19 protein-coding genes are annotated in these 23,469 nt (G+C 59.3%); all 19 read left to right on the forward strand.

Annotated elements, in window-relative coordinates; translation table 11 throughout:
• Window positions 1-24 precede the first annotated feature (24 nt).
• The 19 genes from tssJ to tssH all read left to right on the forward strand — a co-directional run bounded on the left by tssJ (window position 25) and on the right by tssH (window position 23,422).
• Window positions 25-555: a type VI secretion system lipoprotein TssJ gene (gene tssJ, locus AC2AXP_RS09475; protein WP_004961392.1), complete on the forward strand. Its 531-nt coding sequence runs from the start codon at window positions 25-27 to the stop codon at window positions 553-555.
• A gap of 40 nt (window positions 556-595) precedes the next feature.
• Complete coding sequence (gene tssK, locus AC2AXP_RS09480; RefSeq protein ID WP_039992681.1) at window positions 596-1,942, forward strand: type VI secretion system baseplate subunit TssK; 1,347 nt, start codon at window positions 596-598, stop codon at window positions 1,940-1,942.
• A 3-nt stretch (window positions 1,943-1,945) separates the two neighbouring features.
• Window positions 1,946-3,166 carry a DotU family type VI secretion system protein gene (locus AC2AXP_RS09485; protein WP_004961388.1) on the forward strand — a complete coding sequence of 407 codons (1,221 nt, stop codon included), beginning with the start codon at window positions 1,946-1,948 and terminating at the stop codon, window positions 3,164-3,166.
• Window positions 3,166-6,801, forward strand: coding sequence for a type VI secretion system membrane subunit TssM (gene tssM, locus AC2AXP_RS09490; protein WP_004961386.1), 3,636 nt, complete (start codon window positions 3,166-3,168; stop codon window positions 6,799-6,801). The genes AC2AXP_RS09485 and tssM overlap by 1 nt, the downstream gene beginning before the upstream one ends.
• Window positions 6,802-6,823: 22 nt before the next feature.
• On the forward strand, window positions 6,824-7,543 hold the full coding sequence (gene tagF, locus AC2AXP_RS09495; protein ID WP_004961384.1) for a type VI secretion system-associated protein TagF: 720 nt from the start codon (window positions 6,824-6,826) through the stop codon (window positions 7,541-7,543).
• Between the two features lie 25 nt (window positions 7,544-7,568).
• Window positions 7,569-8,594 (forward strand): type VI secretion system protein TssA, encoded by a 1,026-nt coding sequence (gene tssA / locus AC2AXP_RS09500; protein ID WP_004961382.1) that lies wholly within the window; start codon window positions 7,569-7,571, stop codon window positions 8,592-8,594.
• 121 nt (window positions 8,595-8,715) lie between these two features.
• Window positions 8,716-9,252, forward strand: coding sequence for a type VI secretion system contractile sheath small subunit (tssB, locus tag AC2AXP_RS09505; protein ID WP_004961380.1), 537 nt, complete (start codon window positions 8,716-8,718; stop codon window positions 9,250-9,252).
• A 3-nt stretch (window positions 9,253-9,255) separates the two neighbouring features.
• Window positions 9,256-10,761 (forward strand): type VI secretion system contractile sheath large subunit, encoded by a 1,506-nt coding sequence (gene tssC, locus AC2AXP_RS09510; RefSeq protein ID WP_004961378.1) that lies wholly within the window; start codon window positions 9,256-9,258, stop codon window positions 10,759-10,761.
• A 59-nt stretch (window positions 10,762-10,820) separates the two neighbouring features.
• Window positions 10,821-11,327, forward strand: a complete 507-nt coding sequence (locus AC2AXP_RS09515) for a type VI secretion system amidase effector protein Tae4 (RefSeq protein WP_004961376.1) — start codon at window positions 10,821-10,823, stop codon at window positions 11,325-11,327.
• A complete protein-coding gene (locus AC2AXP_RS09520) occupies window positions 11,324-11,764 on the forward strand; it encodes a T6SS amidase immunity protein Tai4 family protein (RefSeq protein WP_004961374.1) in 441 nt (146 codons plus the stop codon). The genes AC2AXP_RS09515 and AC2AXP_RS09520 overlap by 4 nt, the downstream gene beginning before the upstream one ends.
• Window positions 11,765-11,960: 196 nt before the next feature.
• The gene (locus tag AC2AXP_RS09525; protein WP_004961372.1) at window positions 11,961-12,443 is read left to right on the forward strand and encodes an Hcp family type VI secretion system effector; all 483 of its coding nucleotides are present in this window, start codon (window positions 11,961-11,963) and stop codon (window positions 12,441-12,443) included.
• Window positions 12,444-12,684: 241 nt separating this feature from the next.
• Window positions 12,685-14,499, forward strand: coding sequence for a type VI secretion system-associated FHA domain protein TagH (gene tagH, locus AC2AXP_RS09530; RefSeq protein ID WP_484381590.1), 1,815 nt, complete (start codon window positions 12,685-12,687; stop codon window positions 14,497-14,499).
• Window positions 14,500-14,531: 32 nt separating this feature from the next.
• On the forward strand, window positions 14,532-15,305 hold the full coding sequence (locus AC2AXP_RS09535; protein ID WP_004961366.1) for a PP2C family protein-serine/threonine phosphatase: 774 nt from the start codon (window positions 14,532-14,534) through the stop codon (window positions 15,303-15,305).
• 35 nt (window positions 15,306-15,340) lie between these two features.
• Window positions 15,341-16,315 carry a type VI secretion system-associated protein gene (locus AC2AXP_RS09540; RefSeq protein WP_484381591.1) on the forward strand — a complete coding sequence of 325 codons (975 nt, stop codon included), beginning with the start codon at window positions 15,341-15,343 and terminating at the stop codon, window positions 16,313-16,315.
• A 16-nt stretch (window positions 16,316-16,331) separates the two neighbouring features.
• Window positions 16,332-17,153 (forward strand): type VI secretion system accessory protein TagJ, encoded by an 822-nt coding sequence (locus AC2AXP_RS09545; protein WP_265332330.1) that lies wholly within the window; start codon window positions 16,332-16,334, stop codon window positions 17,151-17,153.
• Window positions 17,154-17,155: 2 nt separating this feature from the next.
• On the forward strand, window positions 17,156-17,734 hold the full coding sequence (locus tag AC2AXP_RS09550; RefSeq protein WP_039992680.1) for a type VI secretion system baseplate subunit TssE: 579 nt from the start codon (window positions 17,156-17,158) through the stop codon (window positions 17,732-17,734).
• Between the two features lie 4 nt (window positions 17,735-17,738).
• Window positions 17,739-19,625: a type VI secretion system baseplate subunit TssF gene (tssF, locus tag AC2AXP_RS09555; RefSeq protein WP_004961358.1), complete on the forward strand. Its 1,887-nt coding sequence runs from the start codon at window positions 17,739-17,741 to the stop codon at window positions 19,623-19,625.
• Complete coding sequence (tssG, locus tag AC2AXP_RS09560) at window positions 19,622-20,695, forward strand: type VI secretion system baseplate subunit TssG (protein ID WP_198772940.1); 1,074 nt, start codon at window positions 19,622-19,624, stop codon at window positions 20,693-20,695. Before tssF ends, tssG begins: the two co-directional genes overlap by 4 nt.
• Before the next feature lie 18 nt (window positions 20,696-20,713).
• Window positions 20,714-23,422: a type VI secretion system ATPase TssH gene (tssH, locus tag AC2AXP_RS09565; protein WP_273871455.1), complete on the forward strand. Its 2,709-nt coding sequence runs from the start codon at window positions 20,714-20,716 to the stop codon at window positions 23,420-23,422.
• Window positions 23,423-23,469: the final 47 nt, after the last annotated feature.

Consider the following 23,469-nt stretch of genomic DNA (forward strand, 5'->3'; position numbering starts at 1 on the left):
CGCCGCCGAGCCTAGAGAACCCGAATGATGAAACCACTCAACGCCCCACACCGCTGGGGCCTGGCGCTGTTGATGCTGTGTACCCTGGCACTTGGCGGTTGCATGTCATCCGCCAAAAGCGTGCCTTCACGCTACAACCTGGCATTTGATGCGGATCGGCAGGTCAATACCGCCGCAGGGCAGCGCCCGGCGCCGATCAAGGTACGGGTGCTGCTGCTACGCTCCAGCGCAGAATTTATGGATGCCGACTTCTTCAGCCTGCAAAACGATGCCAAAGGCGTGCTCGGCAACAGCCTGCTGGACAGCGATCAGTTCTTCCTGACGCCGGGCCAGATCGGCAAAAAGCTCGCGGGCCAGGCAACGCTGGACGCACGTTACATCGGCATCATCGCCGAATATCAAAGTCTGGATGGCAAGGCGTGGCGCATTACCCTGCCGCTGCCGGAGCCGACCGAAACCAATTTCTACAAAGTATGGCAATTCTCGCCGGATGAGCTGGAAGCGCACATCGTCGCCGGAATCAACGGCCTGCGCACCGTCAACGACGAAGACTGACAATTCGCTTTGCTGAGGCGAAGCTCCATTAGGTGTGATGATGAAAAATGCTCATAAAGTGGTCTGGACCGAGGGAATGTTTTTGCGTCCCCATCATTTCCAGCAGGCGGAAAATTACCTTGAAAGTTACATGCGTAACTGGGGACAGGCGCTTAACGGCTGTTTCTGGGGTTTTCTGACGCTGGAACTGGATCAGTCATTGCTGCGTCAGGGCAAGATCGCGCTGACCGCCGCCAGCGGCATCATGCCGGACGGCACCCCGTTCCGCTTCAACGGCGCCGACCAGGCGCCAGCACCGCTGGCGATTGCCGAAAACAACACCGGCGAAAACGTGGTGCTGGCCTTGCCAACCTACCGCGCCGGGCGCGAGGACGTCATCTTCCAGGAAAAATCGGACGCGCTGGCGCGTTATCTGGCGTATGAAACCGACGTCGACGATCTGAACGCGGTATCGGTCGGCAGCGCAGCATTGCAGTTTGGCAAATTACGTCTGCGGCTGATGCTGGAAAGCGAACTCAATGCCGAATGGACCGCCATGACGATCGGCAACGTGGTGGAAAAACGTGGCGACAACAGTCTGCGTCTGGCGTCTGAGCTGATCCCGCCAATGTTGAACTGCCAGGGCAGTCCGGTACTGAAAACCTTTATCAATGACGTGCAGGGGCTGTTACAGCAGCGTAGCCAGCAGATGAGTCAGCGACTGTTACAGCCGGGCCGCGGCGGCAGTTCGGAAATGGTCGATTTTATGCTGTTGCAGCTGATCAACCGCCATCTTGGCCAGGTGAGCCACGCCTGGCACCTGGATCACCTGCATCCTGAACGCCTGTTCGCCGAATGGCTGCAGTTCGCCACCGAGCTGGCCAGTTTTTCTGCGCAGCGCACGCCGGAGTCGCGTCTGCCGGTGTACGACCACGACAATCTGGCGCTGTGCTTCGGCAAGTTACTGCTGTTGCTGCGTCAGGGTCTGTCGGTGGTACTGGAGGACAACGCCATTCAATTGACGCTGGTGGAGCGCTCGCACGGGCTGAACGTCGCCACGGTGCAGGACGCAAAAATGATGCGCGACTTCGGCTTTGTGCTGGCAGTGCGTGCCGATGTGGCCGCAGAAGTGCTGCTGACCCACTTCCCGGCGCAGATGAAAATCGCGCCGGTGACGCGCATCCGCGATCTGGTGCAACTGCAACTGCCGGGCATTGGTCTGCGCACCATGCCGTCCGCGCCGCGCCAAATCCCCTATCACGCCGGTTATACCTATTTCGAACTGGAGAAAGGCGGCGAGCTGTGGAAGCAGATGGAGAAATCCAGCGCCTTTGCTCTGCACCTGGCCGGGGAGTTCCCCGGTCTGGATATGGAATTCTGGGCCATTCGCAGCCATACGGATCGGTAACTTATGACAGACAACATCCAGGCCGCGCAGTGGGACAACCCGTTGGTGGCCGCCGCCAACCCGCTGCTCAACGCGATTTCGCAGATCCGCCAGTCGGCCACCCACGCCAATCCGGCCCAGCTGCGCCAGCAGTTGATCGACGAGGTGCGCCGTTTCGAAGTGCGCGGGCAACGCGCCAATCTGCCGTATGAAGTGATCATTGGCGCGCGTTACTGCCTGTGCACCGCGCTGGATGAGGCGGCAGCTCTGACGCCTTGGGGCAGCAACAGCGTCTGGTCCGGCAGCGGACTACTGGTGACATTCCATAACGAAACCTGGGGCGGCGAGAAATTCTTCCAACTGCTGGCCAAACTGTCGCAAAGCCCGCGTGAGCATATCAACCTGCTGGAGCTGGTCAATTATTGCCTGCTGCTCGGCTTTGAAGGCCGCTACCGGGTAATGGAAAACGGCCGTTCGCAGTTGGAAACCATGAAGCAGCGCCTGCTGCAACTGATCCGCTCGGTACGCGGCGGCTATGCCCCGCCGCTGTCGCCCAACGCGGTGGATCTGCCGGTACAGCAAAAACGGTGGCGACCGTTGGTGCCGCTGTGGGCCTGCGCCGCATTGACCGGTTTTCTGGCTTCGCTGTTGTTCATTATCCTCAACTGGCGGCTGGGTGATGGCACCGCCCCGGTGCTGGCATCGATTTATCAGACCAATCTGCCGCAGGTGACGATCGGCAATCCGGCGCCGGCCGCGCCGGCGATGCTGAATCTGAAAACCTTCCTGCGTAAGGAAATTGCCGAAGGGCTGGTGGTGGTGCGGGACGAAGCGCAGCAAAGCGTGGTGATCCTCAAGGGCGACGGACTGTTCGACTCCGCCGCGACCACGGTTCGCCCGGCTTATATCCCGGTGATCGACCGCATCGCCAAGGCGATGAACGGCGTCAGCGGTAAAATCCTGGTTACCGGCTACAGCGACAACCTGCCGATCCGCAGCGCCCGCTTCCCATCCAACTGGGAACTGTCGCTGGCGCGGGCCGAAGCGGTCAGCGAACGCCTGCAAAAACAGCTTGATAACCCGCAGCGGGTAAAAGCGGAAGGCCGTGGCGACAGCAACCCGGTGGCACCGAACGATAGCAAAGAGAACCGTGCATTGAACCGCCGGGTTGAAATTACGCTGTTGGTTGCGCCTGAAAATACCCAGGCGGAAATCAACGGATTGCAGCAAGGAAACGGAAAGTAATGCTTAGCACGTTATTCTCCATCATCACCAGCCGCCTGCTTTGGGGCTTCTTCGGCATCACCGCGCTGGCTTTCGTCATCTGGACCATCGGTCCGTTGGTGGCCATCGGTGATTACCGGCCGCTGGAACCGGAACTGAATCGCCTGATCGCCATCGGCGTCATCTATGGAATTTGGCTACTGTGCCGCATCATCCCGCGCCTCTACAGCGCCTGGCTTAACCGTAAACTGCTGAGCAATCTGCGGGCGGCAGAGGAAACGCCGGCCGCCGACGCCAAGTCCGAGCCGCAGCAGGATCAGGTGCTGGCGCAGCGGTTTGACGAAGCCACCCAATTGCTGAAAAAAGCGCGCTTTGCGCCGGGCCAGGGCGACAAACACCGCTGGATGACCCGCTTTAGCCGCCAATATCTCTACCAGTTGCCGTGGTACGTCATTATCGGCGCGCCAGGCGCGGGTAAAACCACCGCCCTGGTCAATTCCGGGCTGCACTTCCCGCTGGCCGATCGCTTCGGCAAGTCGGCGCTGCGCGGCGTCGGCGGCACGCGCAATTGCGACTGGTGGTTTACCAACGACGCGGTGCTGCTGGATACCGCCGGCCGCTACACCACGCAGGAAAGCCAGCGTGAAGAAGACGCCGGCGAATGGAAAAGCTTTGTCGGCCTGCTGAAGAAATACCGCACCCGTCAGCCAATCAACGGCGTGGTGGTGACGGTCAGCGTTGCCGACCTGCTGAGCGAAAGCGCCGACGCACGCGCCGCACAGGCCAGCGCGCTGCGCAAGCGCCTGATCGAGCTGCACGAGCAGTTGGGCATCCATTTCCCGGTTTACGTGATGGTCACCAAAACCGACCTGCTGAACGGCTTTATGGCCTATTTCAGCGGTTTCGACAAAGCGCAGCGTGACCAGATCTGGGGCTTTACCTTCCCGTACGAAAAATCGCGCCAGCCGGACTTTTCGCTTGGCGATGCTTTTGAACAGCAATATGACCTGTTGCAGCAGCGGCTGGATGCCGGGTTGCCGGATACCCTGCTGGTGGAACACGATGCCCGCCAGCGCGCCGAAAGTTACCTGTTCCCTCAGGAGTTCGCGGCGCTGCGCCCGCTATTGGCCCAGTACCTCGACGCGGTGTTTGCCACCTCCAGCTTTGAAACCCGCTTTACGCCACGCGGAATCTATTTCACCAGCGGTACCCAGGAGGGCCTGCCGTTCGACCGCGTGATGGGCGAACTGAACCGCTACCTGCAACTGCCTGCGGCCAACGGCGGCAACAATGCCAGTTCCAGCTGGGATGGCGTCAGCAACGAAACCCCCATTCCGGCGGGCAAAGGCCAGAGCTTCTTCCTGAAGGAGGTGCTGGAAACGGTGATCTTCCAGGAGTCCGGGCTGGCCGGCAGCAACCGCTGGTGGGAATACCGCAACCGCGCCCTGCACTGGGCCGGTTACATCGCGCTGGCGCTGATTTTGCTGGTATTGGGCATTTTCTGGTTCACCAGCTACGGCAACAACAAGGCGTATCTGCAAGAGGTCGCCGCCAAGGTACCGTCGGTGGAACGACAGGGACAGGGACTAACCCAGCTGGACTCCGGCGATATGCTGGCGCTGCTGCCGTTTCTCAATAGCGTGCTGCATCTGCCGGAAAGCCGCAGTTTCTCGCTGGAGGATCCGCCGTTTACCTATCGCATGGGGCTGTACCGCGGCGATCAGGTCAGCGACGCCAGCAACGCGCTGTACCAGAAAACGCTGAAGGAGCTGCTGCTGCCGCAGGTTGCCCAGCAGATTGCCACCACGCTGCGCAACGACAATCACGGCGATGCCGATTTCAGCTACGAGGCGTTGAAAGCTTATCAAATGCTGTATCTCCCCAAGCAGTACGACGGCAAGTTCCTGCGCGCCTGGGTGATGCTCAATCTGCAACGTAACCTGCCACAAGGCAGTACGCAAAAGCAGCTACAGCAAATTGAATGGCATCTGAGCCAGTTGCTGGATACGCAGATTCAGTCTTCGCCGTATGCCAAAGACGACGCGCTGATCGAACAGGCGCAGGCGGCGATTAACCGCGCACCGCTGTCGCAACGGGTTTACGGTCGACTCAAGCGCCTGCTGTTGAAGCAGACCGAGATCAAGCCGGTCGGGCTGGTGGATCTGGCCGGGCCGCAAACCGAACTGGCCTTTTCGCGCAAGAGCGGCAAGCCGGTTACCGACGGCGTGCCGGGTCTGTTTACGCCGAAGGGGTATTGGCAGGCATTCGACAGCAATATCGATCGCGTCACCGATACCCTGCGTCAGGAGGACGTTTGGGTGTTGAACACCAAAACCCCCGAGCAGAAAAGCGCCGACCTGACCAAAACCGTTCGCCAGCTGTATATGCAGGATTTTATTGCCGTATGGGATGAACTGCTCGGCGATATCCAATTGGCCAATATCAGCAACCTTGGCCAACGCATCAGTAGCGCGCGTCTGCTCTCCGGCACCCCGTCGCCGATGCGCAATCTGCTGGTCAACGTCAGTAAAAACGTCACGCTGCGCGAGGAAAAAAGCGCAGCAGAACAGCGTTCGCTGGCGGACAAAGCCGGCGAGTCGCTCAACCAGAGCGCCAACCGCACGCTAGAGGCGCTGTTCACCAACCGCCCCGCCAATGCCGACGGCGACGTATCAGCCCAGCCAGAACAGGTAGTAATGGCGCACTTTGCGCCGCTGCTGGAACTGGCGCAAAGCCAGGGCGAAGGCAATAAGGCGATCCCGTTCGACAGCGTGCTGAAACAGGTGGACGAGCTGTACAGCTATCTGACGGCGGTGCAGGGTGCGGCCAACAGTGGCATGTCCGCGCCGCCAAGCGACGTGATCCCGCGGCTGCAGGCTGAATCCGGCCGACTGCCGGTACCGTTCAAGCAGATGCTGTTATCGCTGGCGATTGGTGCCAGCAGCGATACCCAGCGCAAGGAAATGGAAAACGTCAAAAAGCGCATCAGCTTTGAAGTCGGCAGCTTCTGCCGCCAGGCGATCGCCGGACGCTATCCCCTCTCCTCGCGCGCGCAAAGAGAGGTTACACCGGACGATCTGGCGCGCATGTTTGCGCCAAACAGCGGACTGATGGACAGCTTCTTTCGCGAAAACCTGCAAGGCAAAGTGGATACCACGCGCGCCAACTGGCGCTTTACGCCGGGCGTAGACGGCAAGACCCTGCCAGGCGGCGAAGGCATTCTGCGATCGTTCCAGCAGGCACAGCGTATCCGCGATGCGTTTTTTGCCAACGGCACGGCAACCCCCTCATACCGCGTGACGGTACGTCCGGTGCGCATGGATAACGATATTCTGAACATGACGCTGGATATCGACGGGCAATTGTTCAAATACAGCCATGGCCCGCAGGTTCCACTGGTAGTCAGTTGGCCGGGCACCCGCAACACCAATCAGGTGCACCTGCAACTGGCGCTGGCCAACGGCACCACCGCCAGCCTGGTCACCAGCGGCCCCTGGGCGCTGAACCGCCTGGTGGATATGGCGCAGAGCGCAGCCGGCAGCAGCAGCCTGGGCCGTCAGGCCACGTTTAATCTCGACGGCCACCGCGTCACGCTGGAGTTCACGCCGAACAGTATCCGCAATCCGTTCCAGCTACCGGCATTCTCGTGCCCGTAGCCCCGAAAGGACATTCATTACCATGAACAATGACCAGAGCCCGACAGCGAGCATCGGCTGGTATGGCAAGATCCCTACCGCCGGTGATTTTTTACAGCGCCGCCTGCCCGACTTAGTGGTCAATAACTGGGCCCATTGGTTCCATAATGGCTTGGTCAATTTGCAGCGTAATCTGCCGGGCGATGCCGGGCATCCGTTCAGCAATGCGCCGGTATGGAACTTCGTCATTCCTGCTACGCTCGGCAGCCAACATGTGCAGATGGGATGTTTGCTGCCGGCGCGCGACCGCGTCGGTCGCCACTATCCGATTTGCGCCATTCGGCTGTTTACCCCGGAAGAGTGGCGCAGCCAGCAGTTAAACATGGCGGCGGAATGGTATCGCCAACTGGGGCATACGCTGCTCAACGGCGTGCGCAACGGGTTTTCGGCCGAACAGATTGACCGTTCCCTGCTGTCGATCCCGGCGCTGGCGATCCCGCCGGAAGAGAGTGAGTCCGAGATTCTGTCGATTATCGGCTTTCGCCATCCGGACGTGCCGGGGCTGGGCTGGCAGCAGGCCGCCGATTGTTTCGATCCGGCACAGTACACCAGCTTCTGGTGGACCAATCAGGCTGACGGCCACCCACTTTATACCCACGTCCACAGCGGCAACCTGACGGTGCAGCTGTTTTCGCTGCTGTTTGAACCCAACGGTTGGGCCAGGCCCGGCCGCGGCGGCCAGTATCCGCAAATGTTTGATTAAACGTAGTTTACTATAGAGAAACTGTATGGTTATCGAAACCCTGCTGGCACCGGTTGACGCCGAGCGTCCTTGTGGCGACAACCTGGAATACGACGCCGATTTTCTGGCGATGGAACAGGCCTCGGCAGGCAAGGCCGAGCAACAGTTTGGCAGCACTATTATCCCGGCTGAAGCGCCGGACTGGATGCAGGTTGAACGTTTGGCCACCGCCCTGTTGTCGCGGACCAAGGATTTACGCGTGATGTTGCGTCTGACTCACGCCTGGGCGCAGTTGCGCGGCCTGCAAGGTTATGCCGACGGCCTGGCGCTGACTCATCAGGCGCTGGAACGCTACTGGGAGCCGCTGCTGCCGCCATTGGAGTTTGACGGCGAAGCCGATCCGCTGTTTCGCATCAACGTGCTGGCCGACCTTGGCGACAAGGCAGCGCTGACCAGTTGCGTGCGCAACGCAACCTTGCTGAAGGGGGCCGCCGGCGAGATTTCCCTGCGTGATGCCTGCGCCCTGCTCGATGGCAGCAAGCTGGAATGTGCCACTTTCCCCGGCGGCCGCGCGCGCTTGCAGGATGAGCTGGCGCAGCCGGAGCAGCCGGCAGCGGAATGGGTGCAAAACATCATTCATCAACTCAACGCCATCCGCGAGGTGGTTACCCGGCATCTGGGCGAAAGCGCTCTGCCGGAAATGAACGCCCTGATGAAGATGTTCAACACCCTGGCGCAGGCGTGCCATAGCGCAGCGCCGGCGGCAGAAGAACCGCAAGACAACCACCACGATGACGCCAGCGTCAGCCCGGCAGCCGCGCCTGGCGCTGCGCTAACGCTCAACTGGCGCAGCGCACAAATCCAGTCGCGCGATGACGCTCAGTTGATGCTGGACAAGGTGAAAAACTATTTTCAGCGGCATGAGCCAAGCCACCCGGCTCCGCTGATGATCGATCGGGTACAGCGGCTGATTGCCCTGGACTTCCTGCAAATCGTCCGCGATCTGGCGCCTGATGGTCTCAATCAACTGGAGACCATCCTTGGTCGCCCGGATAACGAGGAGAACAACTGACCTTAAAATGCGTTGTTTTCTTCACACATTTTCGTCGCCTGTGCAATGCGCGTCAGGCCAGAATTTGAACGCGCTTATGCCCACGTAAGTCGTTCTTAATCATCATCAGATGGAGTAACTCATGGCAAACTCGAAATCCCGCAGCGGACAGAAGTTCATCGCCCGCAACCGCGCACCGCGCGTACAGATTGAATACGATGTCGAAATCTATGGTGCAGAACGCAAAATCCAGCTGCCGTTCGTGATGGGGGTGATGGCGGATCTGGTCGGTAAACCGGTCGACCCGTTGCCAAGCGTTGATGAGCGTAAATTCCTCGACATCGATATCGACAACTTCGACGAACGCATGAAATCGCTGAAGCCGCGCGTCGCCTACCAGGTCGACAACACGCTGACCGGCGAAGGCAAGCTGAATATCGATCTGTCGTTTGAAAGCATGGAAGACTTCTCCCCTGCCGCCATCGCACGCAAGGTGGATTCGCTGGATAACCTGCTGGAAGCCCGCACCCAGCTGTCCAACCTGCTGTCCTATATGGACGGCAAGAACGGTGCCGAAGAGCTGATCTCCAAGATCCTGCAAAACCCCGAGCTGCTGAAGTCCCTGACCAACGCGCCAAAGCCGGCGTCTACCGACGACAACACCGAGAAGGAGGACTGATTGATGAGCAACCTGCCTCAGCAACAGAATGCGTTGCAGACCACCGAAACCTTCTCCAGCGACGAATTCAGCGCGCTGCTGAACAAAGAGTTCCGTCCAAAGACCGATCAGGCCAAAGAAGCGGTTGAAAATGCGGTGAAAACCCTGGCGCAGCAGGCACTGGAAAACACCGTTACCGTGTCTTCCGACGCCTACCGCACCATTCAGGCACTGATCGCCGAAATCGACGAAAAAATGTCGCAGCAGATCAACCAGATCATTCACCACGAAGACTTCCAGAAGCTGGAAGGCGCCTGGCACGGCCTGCATTATCTGGTGAACAATTCCGAAACCGACGAAATGCTGAAGATCCGCTTTATGAGCATTTCCAAGCAGGAACTCGGCCGCACGCTGAAGCGCCACAAGGGCGTGGGCTGGGACCAGAGCCCGATCTTCAAGAAAGTGTACGAAGAAGAGTATGGCCAGTTCGGCGGCGAACCGTTCGGTTGCCTGGTGGGCGACTATTACTTTGACCACAGCCCGCAGGACGTTGAGCTGCTGGGTGAAATGGCGAAAATCGGTGCCGCGTCGCACTGTCCATTCATCGCTGGCACCGCGCCGAGCGTGATGCAGATGGAGTCCTGGCAGGAACTGGCCAACCCGCGCGATCTGACCAAAATCTTCCAGAATACCGAGTACGCCGCCTGGCGCAGCCTGCGTGAATCCGAGGACGCACGCTATCTTGGCCTGGTAATGCCACGTTTCCTGGCGCGTTTGCCTTACGGTATCCGCACCAACCCGGTTGACGAGTTCGACTTCGAAGAAGAAACCGACGGCGCAACTCACGGCAACTACACCTGGACCAATGCCGCTTACGCGATGGCCGCCAACATCAACCGGTCGTTCAAAGAGTTTGGCTGGTGTACGGCAATCCGCGGTGTAGAATCCGGCGGCGCGGTGGAAAACCTGCCATGCCATACCTTCCCGAGTGACGACGGCGGCGTGGACATGAAGTGCCCAACCGAAATCGCCATCAGCGACCGCCGCGAAGCGGAGTTGGCCAAAAACGGCTTTATGCCGCTGGTACACCGTAAAAATTCCGACTTCGCTGCCTTTATCGGCGCGCAATCGCTGCAGAAACCGGCGGAATACTACGATGCCGACGCCTCGGCCAACGCCCAGCTGTCCGCGCGTCTGCCGTATCTGTTTGCCTGCTGCCGCTTCGCCCACTACCTGAAGTGCATCGTCCGTGACAAGATCGGTTCCTTCCGTGAGCGTGACGATATGGAACGCTGGCTGAACGACTGGATCATGAACTATGTCGATGGCGATCCCGCCAACTCGTCACAGGAAACCAAATCGCGTAAGCCGTTGGCAGCCGCAGAGGTTCAGGTCGAAGAGATCGAGGACAACCCGGGTTACTACAGCGCCAAGTTCTTCCTGCGTCCGCATTACCAGCTGGAAGGTTTGACCGTTTCGCTGCGTCTGGTTTCCAAACTGCCGTCGCTGAAACAGAACGACGCCTCTTGATAACCCCGTTATCAGGCTGCGGCAACGCAGCCTGAGCAAGCAGAAAATGGAGACGCTGTATGGGAGCAAGACCCCGCTTTCTGGCCGCCTGGACGGCGGCCAGAAATATTTACGACCCGAACGATGCTTTGGTAAAAGTTAAAAACACCATTGGTGGGGCGGTAAAACGTAATTTCGAGATACCCGCCAGCGCAGGGGGTTGGGAGAACAGTTGTGCGGTAAGAATGAGCTATGTGCTCAATTACACCGGGCACCCGGTTCCCCGTATAAGCCAACTGACGGTCTCCGGTGCCGACAAGAAATGGTACTTTTTCCGCGTGCGCGACCTGGTGGTCTATTTGACCAAAACCTGGGGCAAACCTGATTTGGTGGTTAATTATCCTCAATTGCCGGTGTCCCAGTTGGCGAATAAAAAGGGATTGATCTTGTTTGAGGTTTCGGGTTGGGATAACGCCGGTGGACACGCCACGTTCTGGAACGGCAGCCAGTGTTCCGATCACTGTTATTTTAATCAACCAGGAACCAATTACTCGACGCCTCGAGCCAATTTTTGGGAGTTGCCATGAAGACGTTGTTCACGGTCGGTCTGGTGTCAACCTTGTTGGCGATGTCGCAACAAACGCTGGCCAAAGATGCTTTGGATCCGGTGGCATTTATCAAACAGATGCCTTACAGCCAGGTGGTTAAAGAACTGGCATTGGCACGTTGTCTGGCGCAGGTTTCCGAAGCGGACAATACATTTTCTGTTGATGCTGCCAGAACGGCAAACGCCATGAGGGAGTGGATGCCCTTTGATATCGAATCAGGCGATGCGAAGATCAATGCGCTGATCGATAAATTCAAATCCAACCACAATGCGTCCCACAGCGAAGCAAAAACCCAGAGTCAAGGCGTTACGTTAAACTGCCTGCGGCTGTATCACAGCGCCGAGCTGGACGCCCTGTCACGCGAAGTTATCGTCGGCGATGCGAATCATTCCTGGAACCAGGATAACCCGCAATAATTAAAACTTGAGCCATTGGCACGATTAATAATGGCTCGGTAATCAATACCGTTAAACCCGGTATTTCACAAGGTGCATGGCACAAGGATATTGATTGGTAGTGCATTACCGCATTTTGACTTCCTGCTGCTATAACCTGAATTTTTCAACGCAACGTTAATACTACTGTTAACCCTTAATAAAGAGTGAATGAGCTATGGCTATTGATATGTTCCTGAAAGTCGAAGGTGCCAGCGGCGAATCTAAAGATTCAAACCACAAAGGCTGGACCGACATTACTTCTTTCTCCTGGGGCGCTTCCCAACCCGGTAACATGGGCGTGGGCGGCGGCGGCGGTGCCGGTAAAGTCTGCTTTAACGATCTGCATGTCAATGCGCTGGTCGATAAATCAACCCCTGCGCTGCTGAAGCACTGTTCCAGCGGTAAACACCTGACCAAGGTAGAGCTGTCCGTCTGCAAGGCCGGCGGTACCCAGGTTGAATATGTGAAGATCACCCTCGACGACGTGCTGGTTACCGCGGTGCAATACACCGGTGCCGGTGGCGAAGATACCGTTGGCGTGACTTATTCCTTCCAGGCGGCGAAAGTCAAACAGCAATACTGGGAGCAGAGTGACAAAGGCGGTAAAGGTGCAGAAAGCAGCGCCGGTTGGAATATCAAGGAAAACCGCGAAGCGTAATCTGTGTCTATTATGCCCCTCAATAAGAGGGGCATTCATATATCGATGACAATAATAAAGATGCCCTTCACTGCCATATGCGTAACCACATATGGTTTATGTCCGCGTAATCATTTTCATTGCTTGTCAGCATCAGGCCTACGCGTTAACCACGTTAATTCCCCTCACCCCAGCCCTTTCCTGCCCAAGGGCTGGGGTGAGGGTATTGTAATATTTAAAACCTAATCAGCAGGAATGCCTTATGCGATTTACCATTGTACAAAACAAAAATGGCCAGTTGCCGCCACAAAGCAGCTGCGATTTTCTGCCGCCGGGCGGCACTATTGGCCGTAGCGTGGATAACAATCTGGTATTACCGGATGAAGAGCGCGCCATTTCCCGCTTGCAGGCCATTGTGCATATTTCTGCTGATGGCGAATGCCGCATCACCAACCGTGGCAACGTGACCCGCGTACTGCTGAACGATATCCCGTTGGAGCGTGGTCGTCAGGTGGAACTGCAAGACGGCGATATCCTCGGTATCGACGATTATCAGATTCAGGTCAGTGCCCTGCACCAGCAGGCAGCGCCGGTTCAGCAGGCACAGCCGGTGGTCGCCAACGCGGTCGATGCCGCACCGGCCGCCAAAACGCAGCCTGGCGCCGCTCCAATCCCCAACGAAATCTGGGACAGCCTGGTGGAAGAGTTCACGCCGGTCGGCGGCACGGCACAACCCGCGCCGGCCCCCCCCGCTCACGGCGGTCATAACCCGCTGTTGGAAAAACCGCGCACCGAGCTGAACCCGGCGGATCCACTGAGCCAATTGGACGGCAACGTCGATCTGCATCAGTTACAGCAAAAACAGACCGATCCCAGCGCGCTGTTCAACACCGATAGCACCTTCGAACGTGACAATATTCTGACCGACACCACGCCGAGCGCGCTGCTGGCGGAAAATCGCCCACAGGCGCCGCAGCAACCGGCGGTCAAGGTCACCAGTGCGGCACCAACCGCAACAAACGCCAAACAGCCGAGCGAAGAACTCGACCCACTGGCACTGTTTGGCGCATCGTCGGCGCCCGCCGCGCCGGACGCACTGAACGGCAATGACCCGTTGGGCTTGCTGATGGGCGGAGCCGTACCGCTGACCCAGATGGACGCCGAGCCGTCCACGGCGCCACGGCAAGCGCAACCGTCACCGCAAGCGCAGCAGCTGAAGCCTGCGCCGATCGAACCGACGCCGCCGCCGTCCGTTGCGCAGCCAGTGCCGCCGGTGGCAGCAAAAGAAGAACCACGCATGCCGCCTGCGCCAGAGCCGCAATTTGCCCAACCTGCCGCAGCAGAACCTGAATTCAGCCAGCCACCGCAGCACCGGCCTCGCACTGGCAACCGTCTGGGAATCGATCCGGTGGCCTATCAGTCACCCCGCACGCAAAACGCCGGCACGGCGAACGGCGATCTGCTGGAAGGGCCTTTGCTGAACGCGCTGCTGCAGGGCATCGGGCTGGACGATCTGCAGCCGCAGCCGCATTTCGACGAGCAACAGGTACGCCAGGTTGGCCGTTTGCTGAGCCTGTTTTCACAAGGTACCGTTGCCCTGCTCTCCTCGCGCTCAATTCTCAAACGCGGTGTGAAGGCGGAAATGACCATGATCCTCGACGAGGCCAATAACCCGTTCAAGCTGCTGCCATCCGGGAAAACCGTGCTGATGCAGATGTTCGGCAGCCAGATGCCGGGCTTTATGCCACCGGAACAGGCGGTGCGCGACGCGTTGATCGATTTGCAGGCTCACCAGTTGGGGATGATTGCCGGTATCCGCGCCATCATCGCCGCGATGTTGCAGTCGTTTAATCCGGACCGTCTGGAAGAAGAAGCGCGCAAGGAAGGTTCGGCGCCGCGCCTGGCGCTGCCGTCCAACCGCAAGGCCGCGCTGTGGGACTACTTTGTCAAAAATTATCAGCAAACCGCAGGCGAAATCGAAGATGACTTCCATACGCTGTTTGGCGAAGCCTTCCTGCACGCCTATGACGTTGAAGTGAATCAATATAAAGACTCACAAACCCAGGGCCTGTCTTGATAGGCGCAATTTTGGCTCAACCCGGACGCGTAATGAATATCACTATAGCCTCTACCTCTAATCAAGGTGGCCGCGATTCCAATCAGGATCAAACCGGTGAAGTGGTTGGCAACCGCGCCGCCTGCTTCGTGGTGTGCGACGGCATCGCCGGCTTTCCCGGTGGCGATATCGCCGCAAAGCTGGCGCGCGACACCATTCTGCATAATTTCGACGGTGAAAAGCACCTGAATGCACAGAGCATTCGCCAGCACATCTCGCAGGCCAACGCCGCCATCCACCAGCAACAGAACCAGTCGGACGAGCTCAGCAAGATGGGCACCACGCTGGTCAGCCTGTTTATCGATCGCGATTATCAGTTGGCCTACTGGGCGCATGCCGGCGACAGCCGCCTGTACCTGTTCCGCCGCGGTTATCTGCATGCCGTGACCACCGATCACAGCCTGATCCAGCAAATGCAGGACGCCGGCTATCAAACTAGCGGCATCAACAGCAACCTGCTGTACTTTGCGCTCGGCCTTAGCGAAGAGCGTGACGCCACCTACAGCGATGTGCTGCAACTGGAAGACGGCGACGTTTTCCTGCTGTGCACCGACGGCTTCTGGCACAGCTTTACCCAGTCGGAACTGGAGCAGTCGCTGCACATGGTCAATTCGCCAAGTGAGTGGATCGCTCTGATGCAACAGGCATGGAAGAAAAATAATAACAGCGATAACTACAGCGCTATCGCCGTATGGATTGGCTCGCCGCAAGAAACCACGCTGCTGCATTCGCTGGCGGATGCCGAACGTTTCCTTTCGCGCGATTGAGTCGCTTAACACAGCCCACGTTAGCAAGGTTAACGATGAAATATTGGATGCCCGGTGTTATCGCCCTGATGGCGATGCCTGCCGTTCACGCGGCAAATTATCGGTTGGTGTATTCCCCCAGCCAAAAACTCGAAGTATTCATCGACGACGTCAAGAACAACAAGCCTGCCAGCTGGTGTGCGAAAAGCATTCCGCTGCGCATTGTGTCTGCCAAAAGTCGCGACGCCGCGGTGCTGAATGACTTTCTGCCACGCGTTGGCAATTTGCTGGAAAAGCAATGCGCCAAAGCCACGCAACTGCCCTGGACGCTGACCGATAAAAGCGGCGCGACCCTGGCTAGCGGCAACGCCAGCAAAAACCGCAAATGGCAGCCGGAAATAGCGGCAAACGCGGCGGCACAGTCGACAGAACCGGCGCCAGCACCGGCGGTGGCGGTCAACTCCGCGCCGGCCGACGCGTCCCCGGCACAGGTATTCACCCTGCCCCAAGGCTGCAAGTTCCGCACCTATTGGGGCCAGGGCAATGCCGGCAGCGCGCTGTTCATCCCCAGCGGCGATGCCTTGCAGTGCGTCGACGGCTGGCTGAACGGCAGCAGCGCCGTCACGCTGCAACAAGGCGGGAAAACGCTGACGCCGTCCGTCAGTTTTTACCAGGGCTATCCGCTGATGAACATTGACGTGGCCACCCGGCCACTGAAGGTGGTCAGCGCCAACGCGCAACGGCTGGTGCTCGCCAATCCGCAGGCGGCCGGCAGTTATCTGCTGCTGCCGTTTGATGCCAAACAGCACGCCTGGATCTTTAACGGCGCGCTTATCGCCGAATTGCCGCGTCTGGAGGCCGCCGACGCCGAACGCGTCAAGCAACGCGTCGCCGAGGTGCAGGCCGCCTGGCAACCGTTGCTGAGCGAGCGCAACGCGACGCTCACGGTACGTCTGGTGGATAAACTGGTTGCCGACCGCGCCGATCCCGCCAGCGGCAGTTATCTGTCCGTCAACAACGTTGCCCACTGAATCAAGAGGAAGTGCTGTGAAATCATTAACTGAAATGTTGCAAGGTGGCTCCATCGGTGACGCAACGCTGGCGGTAGAATCTGAAATCAAGGCTCGACCGGCGGACGCCGATCTGCGTGCCGCCCTGGTGCAACTGCTGTGCCTGAGCGGCAACTGGCAGCGAGCCAAGGCGCAATTAAAATCATGGCAAGCGCTGAAACCCATCGCGCAACCCACCACCTTGCTGCTGATGCAGTCGGTTGACGCCGAGCTGCAACGCCAGGCGGTGTTCGCCGGTCAGGCCGCACCTGCGTTACTGAAACAGGACCCGCAGTGGCTGGCGCTGATGATCCAGGCACTGCAACAGGACATCAACGGCGAGCATCAGGCAGCGCAAGCCTCGCGCGATAGTGCATTGGAACAGGCACCGGCGGTGAGCGGGCAATTGACGCAGGCCGACGCCAACGGCGATAACACCCTCAGCTTCGACTGGCTGATGGACGGCGATGGCCGTCTCGGCCCGATCTGCGAACTGGCGCTGAACGGCGTGTATTACTGGCTGCCGTTCTGCGACATCGCCGACATTCAGTTTCAGGCGCCGCAAAGCGCCATCGATCTGGTGTGGAGCCACGCGCTGGTGCGCCTGACCGACGGCCGCGAGCAGGTGTGTCAATTGCCGGCGCGCTATCCGTTGGCGGCAGGCAGCGACGATGCGCTGCTGCTCGGCAAACGTACCGAATGGCAGCCGCTGGGCGACAGCCCGCATTATGCCGGTTTCGGTCTGAAAACCTGGCTGAGCGACAGCGACGAGCTGCCGTTGCACGGTCTGCGCCAGCTGAGTTTTAACCAGGACGCCTGATGATGAACGCCAAACGCCCGGCCGCGCCCCCCAGCGACGGCGATCTGCGTCGTCAGGGTTATCGCCAGCGTCAGGACAGCGATCGCCTGACCTCGCGCGACAAAATGCAACCGGTACTGCTGGATCTGCTGACCGATGACGAACCGCAGAAAAAACAGGAAGCGCAAACGCGCAACCTGGTGTCACACAGTGAACTGCGCCGCCGGGTGTTGCGCGATCTGCAATGGCTGTTCAACTGCGTCAACAGCGAATCGAATCTCGACCTCGCCGATCTGCCGCAGGTACGTCGCTCAACCCTCAATTACGGCATTGCCTCGCTGGCCGGCAAACGCATGTCGGATATCGAATGGCTGGATATTCAACGCGCGCTCACCGAATCGATCCTCAATTTCGAGCCGCGCATCCTGCCCGACGGCCTGCAGGTGCGCTGTATTTCCGATACCGGTTCGCTGGAGTTACACAACGTGCTGTCGATTGAGATCAAGGGCCGCCTATGGTGCGTACCCTACCCGCTGGAGTTTCTGTTCCGTACCGACGTAGACCTGGAAAACGGCCATTTCGATCTGAAAGACATAGGGTAAGGCGATGGACAGTAAACTTTTAGAGTATTACAACCGCGAACTGGCCTATCTGCGCGAGATGGGCGCCGAGTTTGCCGAACAGTATCCCAAGGTCGCCGGGCGTCTTGGCATGCGTGGCATTGACGTGGCAGACCCGTACATTGAGCGCCTGATGGAGGGCTTCGCCTTCCTCACCTCACGCGTACAGCTGAAGATGGACGCAGAGTTCCCGCGATTTTCCCAGCGGCTGCTGGAAATCATTTATCCGAATTATTTATCACCCACCCCGTCGATGGCGATTGCCGAGCTACAGCCGGACAGCCATAAGGGCGATATCAGCAACGGCTTCGTGGTACCGCGCGGCACCATGATGGACAGCCAGACGCTGAAGAAAAACGGCATTACCTGCAGTTACACCACCGCGCATGACGTCACGCTGCAACCGGTACGGCTGAAAAACGTCGAACTGGGCGGCATTCCGGCCGATATTCCACTGGCATCGCTCGGCTTGCAGCACAGTGGCTGCGTCAGCGCGCTGCGCATCACGCTGGAATGCTACGACACCGTCACGCTGAACAACCTGAATCTCGATCGGCTGATGTTCTACCTGGCCGGCCCGGATCTGCAAGCACAGCAACTGCTGGAACTGCTGATGCAGCATACCGTCGGCCTGCTGTGCCAAACCGTCGATGCACAGCCGCAGCGCCGGGTACTGGCAGAGGACGCGCTGCGCCAGGAGGGATTCGACGCCGAGCAGGCGTTATTACCCAACGATCTGCGCAACTTTGACGGCTATCGCCTGTTGCAGGAATACTTCGCTTTCCCGGCGCGCTTTCAGTTCTTCAGCATCGGTGGCTTACAGCCGCTGCTGCACGGGGTTCGCGAAGGCAAAAAACCGCTGCGTCAGTTCGACATCGTGGTGTTGCTCGACAAGCAGGATGCCGCGCTGGAGCGCGTAATCGACGTCAGCCATCTGGCGCTGCACTGCACGCCGGTGATCAACCTGTTCCCGAAAGTCGCCGAACGCATCACGGTCAACGAGAAAAACCATGAATATCACCTGGTGGTCGACAACATACGCCCGCTGGATTATGAGGTGTTTTCGGTGCAACGGCTGGGAGGCAGCGCCAGCGAAAAACGCTACGAGCAGGAGTTTCGTCCGTTTTACAGCACCCTGAGCGAGGATGACGGCAATTACGGTGCCTATTTCTCACTACGCCGCGAACAGCGCACGCTGTCTGAACATGCACGTCGCTACGGCACACGCACCGGCTATCTCGGTTCCGAGGTGTTCGTGTCGCTGGTGGACGAACGCCAGTCACCGTGGCACAGCGATCTGAAATACCTGACCGCCGACGTACTGTGCACCAGCCGCGATTTGCCGTTGATGCTGCTGCAACAGGATCAGGGCAACTTCGTGATGCCGGATTCCATTCCGATCAAACAGGTCACGCTGAGAAAAGGGCCTACGCCCCCGCGCCCGGCGCTGGCGGACGGCATGATCACCTGGCGACTGATCAGCCAGTTGCAACTCAACTACCTGAGCATGATGGACGGCGATCCGGAACAAGGCGCAGCCAGCCTGCGACAACTGCTCGGCCTGTACGGCAACCTGAGCGAACCGGCGGTCGCCAAGCAGATCCAGGGGGTGCGTCACTGTCATCTGCGACCGGTCTACCGCCGGGTGCCGGAGCCAGGGCCGATCGTGTTCGCGCGCGGCATTGCCATTGATCTTACCGTTGACGATCAGGCGTTTTCCGGCAGCAGCCCCTACCTGCTGGGCAGCGTGCTGGAGCGGCTGTTCGCCCGACTGGTGGCGATGAACACCTTTACCGAAATGACGCTGTCCAGCCAGCAACGCGGTGAGATCGCCCACTGGCAGGCACGCATGGGCAAAAGGACGTTGATATGAGCGACAGCGTCACCGAACGGCCGGTCAGCGACAGGCCGCAGATCAACGCGCTTTACCGCCTGCCGGAGGATTTCTGGCAACGGCTGCGCGCCGCGCCGTATCAATACGATCTGTTCCAGCTGTTGCGCCGCCTCGACGCACAAGGCGGACAGCCTTATCTGCTGGGCCGTGCGCCGCTGCCGCGCCATGAAATGCTGCGACTTGGCCAGGAGCCGTCGCTGTCGTTCGCGCCATCAACGCTGGCGCGAGTCAGCCCGCGTGACGGCAGTCCGCTGCATGACGTGTCGATCTTCAGCTTCGGCCTGTTCGGACCCAATGGGCCGCTGCCGCTGCATTTGACCGAATACGTGCGCGAACGGATCCATCACCATCAGGACACCACCCTGATGGCCTTTGCCAATCTGTTCCATCACCGCCTGACGCTGCTGTTCTACCGCGCCTGGGCCGATGCGCAACCGACGGTGTCGCTCGATCGCGCCGATAACGGCCGTTTCGATGACTATCTGGCCAGCCTGATTGGCAACGGCCAGCCGGCGCAGCGCCGGCGTGACGCGATCAATGCCCACGCCAAGCATTTTATGGCCGGTCATCTGATTCGCCACAGTCGCGATCCGGAGGGCCTGAGCAAGATTCTGCGACAATATTTTCAGGTACCGGTGCGCATCGTGGAAAACGTCCCGCACTGGCTACGGGTGGAGCCGCGTGAACAGGCGCGGCTGAAGGCTGGCCGCAATGCGCCACGCCTCGGGGAGTCCGCCTTTCTTGGCGTGGCGGTGCGTGATGTACAGCATAAGTTTCGTATCGAGCTGGGGCCGATGTCTCAACGCGATTACGACCGATTTCTGCCCGGCGCAGCGCTGTGCGTACAGCTCCGCGACTGGGTACGACAGTATCTTGGTATTGAATTCGTCTGGGAAGTGCGGCTGATTCTGGCAAAAGAACAGCTGGTCGGCACTCAACTTGGCGGTGTTCAGCGTCTCGGGCTCAGCAGTTGGATGGCCGCGGCGCAACGACGCCACGACGTCGGCGATCTGATCTTCAGCCCGGAACCGCTGGAAAATCCATTTTAACGAGACTTGAGGAACACCATGTCTGAAATCAGCCGCTCGGTATTATTTGGCAAACTGGACAGTTTATTATTCACCTCGCTGGAAAGCGCAACCGCCTTCTGCAAGCTGCGCGGCAACCCCTACGTCGAACTGGCGCACTGGCTGCACCAGTTAATGCAGGCTCAAGACGGCGATCTGCAACAGATTTTCCGCCACTTTGCCGTTGACGAAGCGCAGTTGGCGCGCGATATCGTCGAGGCGCTGGATCGCCTGCCGCGCGGCGCCAGCGCTATTTCCGATCTCTCGGAACACATCGACAACGCGGTGGAGCGCGCCTGGGTATATGGCTCGCTGAAGTTCGGTGCCCAGACCATTCGCGGCGGTCATTTGCTGCTCGGCATTCAGAAAACCTACAGTCTGCGCCACCAGTTGAAGGCCATTTCCGGCCAGTTCGAGCGCATCAACAGCGATATTTTAATGGCGCAGTTTGCCGACATCACCGCCCATTCTGCCGAAAATGCACTGGCACAGTCCGCAGCGCCGGTTGTCGACGGTAACGCCGCCACTGCCAGCCAAAGCGGCGGTAGCGTGCTGGCACAATATGCGCAGGACATGACCGCCCGTGCGCGCAACGGCGAGATCGACCCTGTCACCGGCCGTGACGAAGAAATTCGCCAGATTATTGATATCCTGATGCGCCGCCGCCAGAACAACCCGCTGCTGACCGGCGAGGCCGGCGTCGGTAAAACCGCCGTGGTCGAAGGCCTGGCACTGCGCATTGTCGCCGACGATGTACCGCCACAGCTGCGTGGCGTACAGCTGATGCTGCTGGATATCGGCATGCTGCAAGCCGGCGCCGGGGTGAAAGGCGAGTTCGAAAAACGCCTGCAGGCGGTGATCGATGAAGTCCAGTCCAGCCCGACGCCGATCGTTTTGTTCATTGATGAAATTCACACGCTGATCGGCGCTGGCGGCGCCCAGGGCACCGGCGATGCCGCCAACCTGCTGAAACCGGCGCTGGCACGCGGTCAACTGCGTACCGTCGGCGCCACCACCTGGTCCGAGTACAAAAAATACATCGAAAAGGATCCGGCGCTGACCCGCCGCTTCCAGGTGGTGCAGGTGCATGAACCCAGCGAGGACAAAGCGCTGCTGATGCTGCGCAGTACCGTCAGTCCACTGGAACAGCACCACCGCGTGCTGCTGCTGGATGAGGCGGTCGATGCGGCGGTGCGCCTGTCGCACCGTTATATTCCGGCGCGCCAGTTACCGGACAAGGCGGTGGCGCTGCTGGATACCGCCTGCGCGCGCGTGGCGGTCAGCCAGCATGCCGAACCGGCGCAGGTGGAAGATTGCCGTCACCGTATCGAGGCACTGCAAATCGAGTTGGAGATTGCCCGCCGCGAGAGCAAAGTCGGCATTGGCAACCTGCAACGTCCTGAAGAAATCGAAGCTCAACTGGCCACGCTGCAACAACAGTTGGCGCAGTTGACCCAGCGTTGGCAACAAGAACTGGTGCTGATTCAGCAGATTATCGATCTGCGCAGCCAGCTGCATCAGCAGGAAACGCCGCACGACAACGATGGCCACAGCGCCAGCGAACCCGCGCCGCCCCACCACGCCGAGGATCCCTCGCCGACTGAAGCGCCGCTCAGCGCCGATGCGCTGCGCGAGCAACTGAGCGATCTGCAACAGCAACTCAATGCGTTGCAGGGCGAGGCGCCGCTGATCTTCGCCGCGGTGGACGCCAACGTCGTCGCGGCGGTCGTAGCCGACTGGACCGGCATCCCGTTGGGCCGCATGGTCAAAAACGAAATCGACGCGGTATTGCAGCTGTCCGATACCCTGAACCAGCGGGTGATCGGCCAGCGTCACGCGCTGGATCTGATCGCCCGTCGCGTACGCACCTCTCGCGCCCGGCTGGACGATCCGAACAAACCGGTGGGGGTATTCCTGCTGGCCGGTCCGTCCGGCGTCGGTAAAACCGAAACGGCATTGGCACTGGCGGAAACGCTGTATGGCGGAGAACAGAACGTCATCACCATCAACATGAGCGAATTCCAGGAGTCGCACACCGTCTCCACGCTGAAAGGTGCACCGCCGGGTTACGTTGGTTACGGCGAAGGCGGCGTATTGACCGAAGCGGTACGACGCCGCCCTTACAGCGTGGTACTGCTGGACGAGATCGAAAAAGCGCACCCGGACGTGCATGAGATTTTCTTCCAGGTCTTTGACAAGGGCTGGATGGAAGATGGCGAAGGTCGTCACATCGACTTCCGCAATACCATCATTATCCTGACCTCCAACGTCGGCACCGATCTGATCGCCGGTCTGTGCAGCGATCCGGAGTTAATGCCGGAACCTGAGGCGCTTAGCGCGGCGCTACGCCAGCCGCTGCTGTCGGTGTTCCCGGCGGCGCTGCTGGGCCGTCTGCTGGTGGCGCCGTACTACCCGCTGACCGACGCCACGCTCGGCAATATCGTACGTTTGCAGCTTGGCCGCATACAGCGCCGTATGGCAGAAAACCATGCCATCACCACCACCTTCGACGATGCGGTGATCTCGCTTATCGTCAGCCGCTGTACCGAAGTGGAGTCCGGCGGTCGCATGGTCGACGCGATCCTGACCAATACCCTGCTGCCGCAGATCAGCCATACCCTGCTGTCGGCCAGCGCCAACGATCAACGTTACCGTCAGCTGCATATCACGCTGCAAGACCACGAGTTTGTTTGTCAATTTCAGGCTTAATGCCAAGGTCGCCCCGGCGGCGACCGTTTGAACACAGAGAGTAGCCA

This window comes from Serratia sp. Sp408 (genome assembly GCF_057180665.1).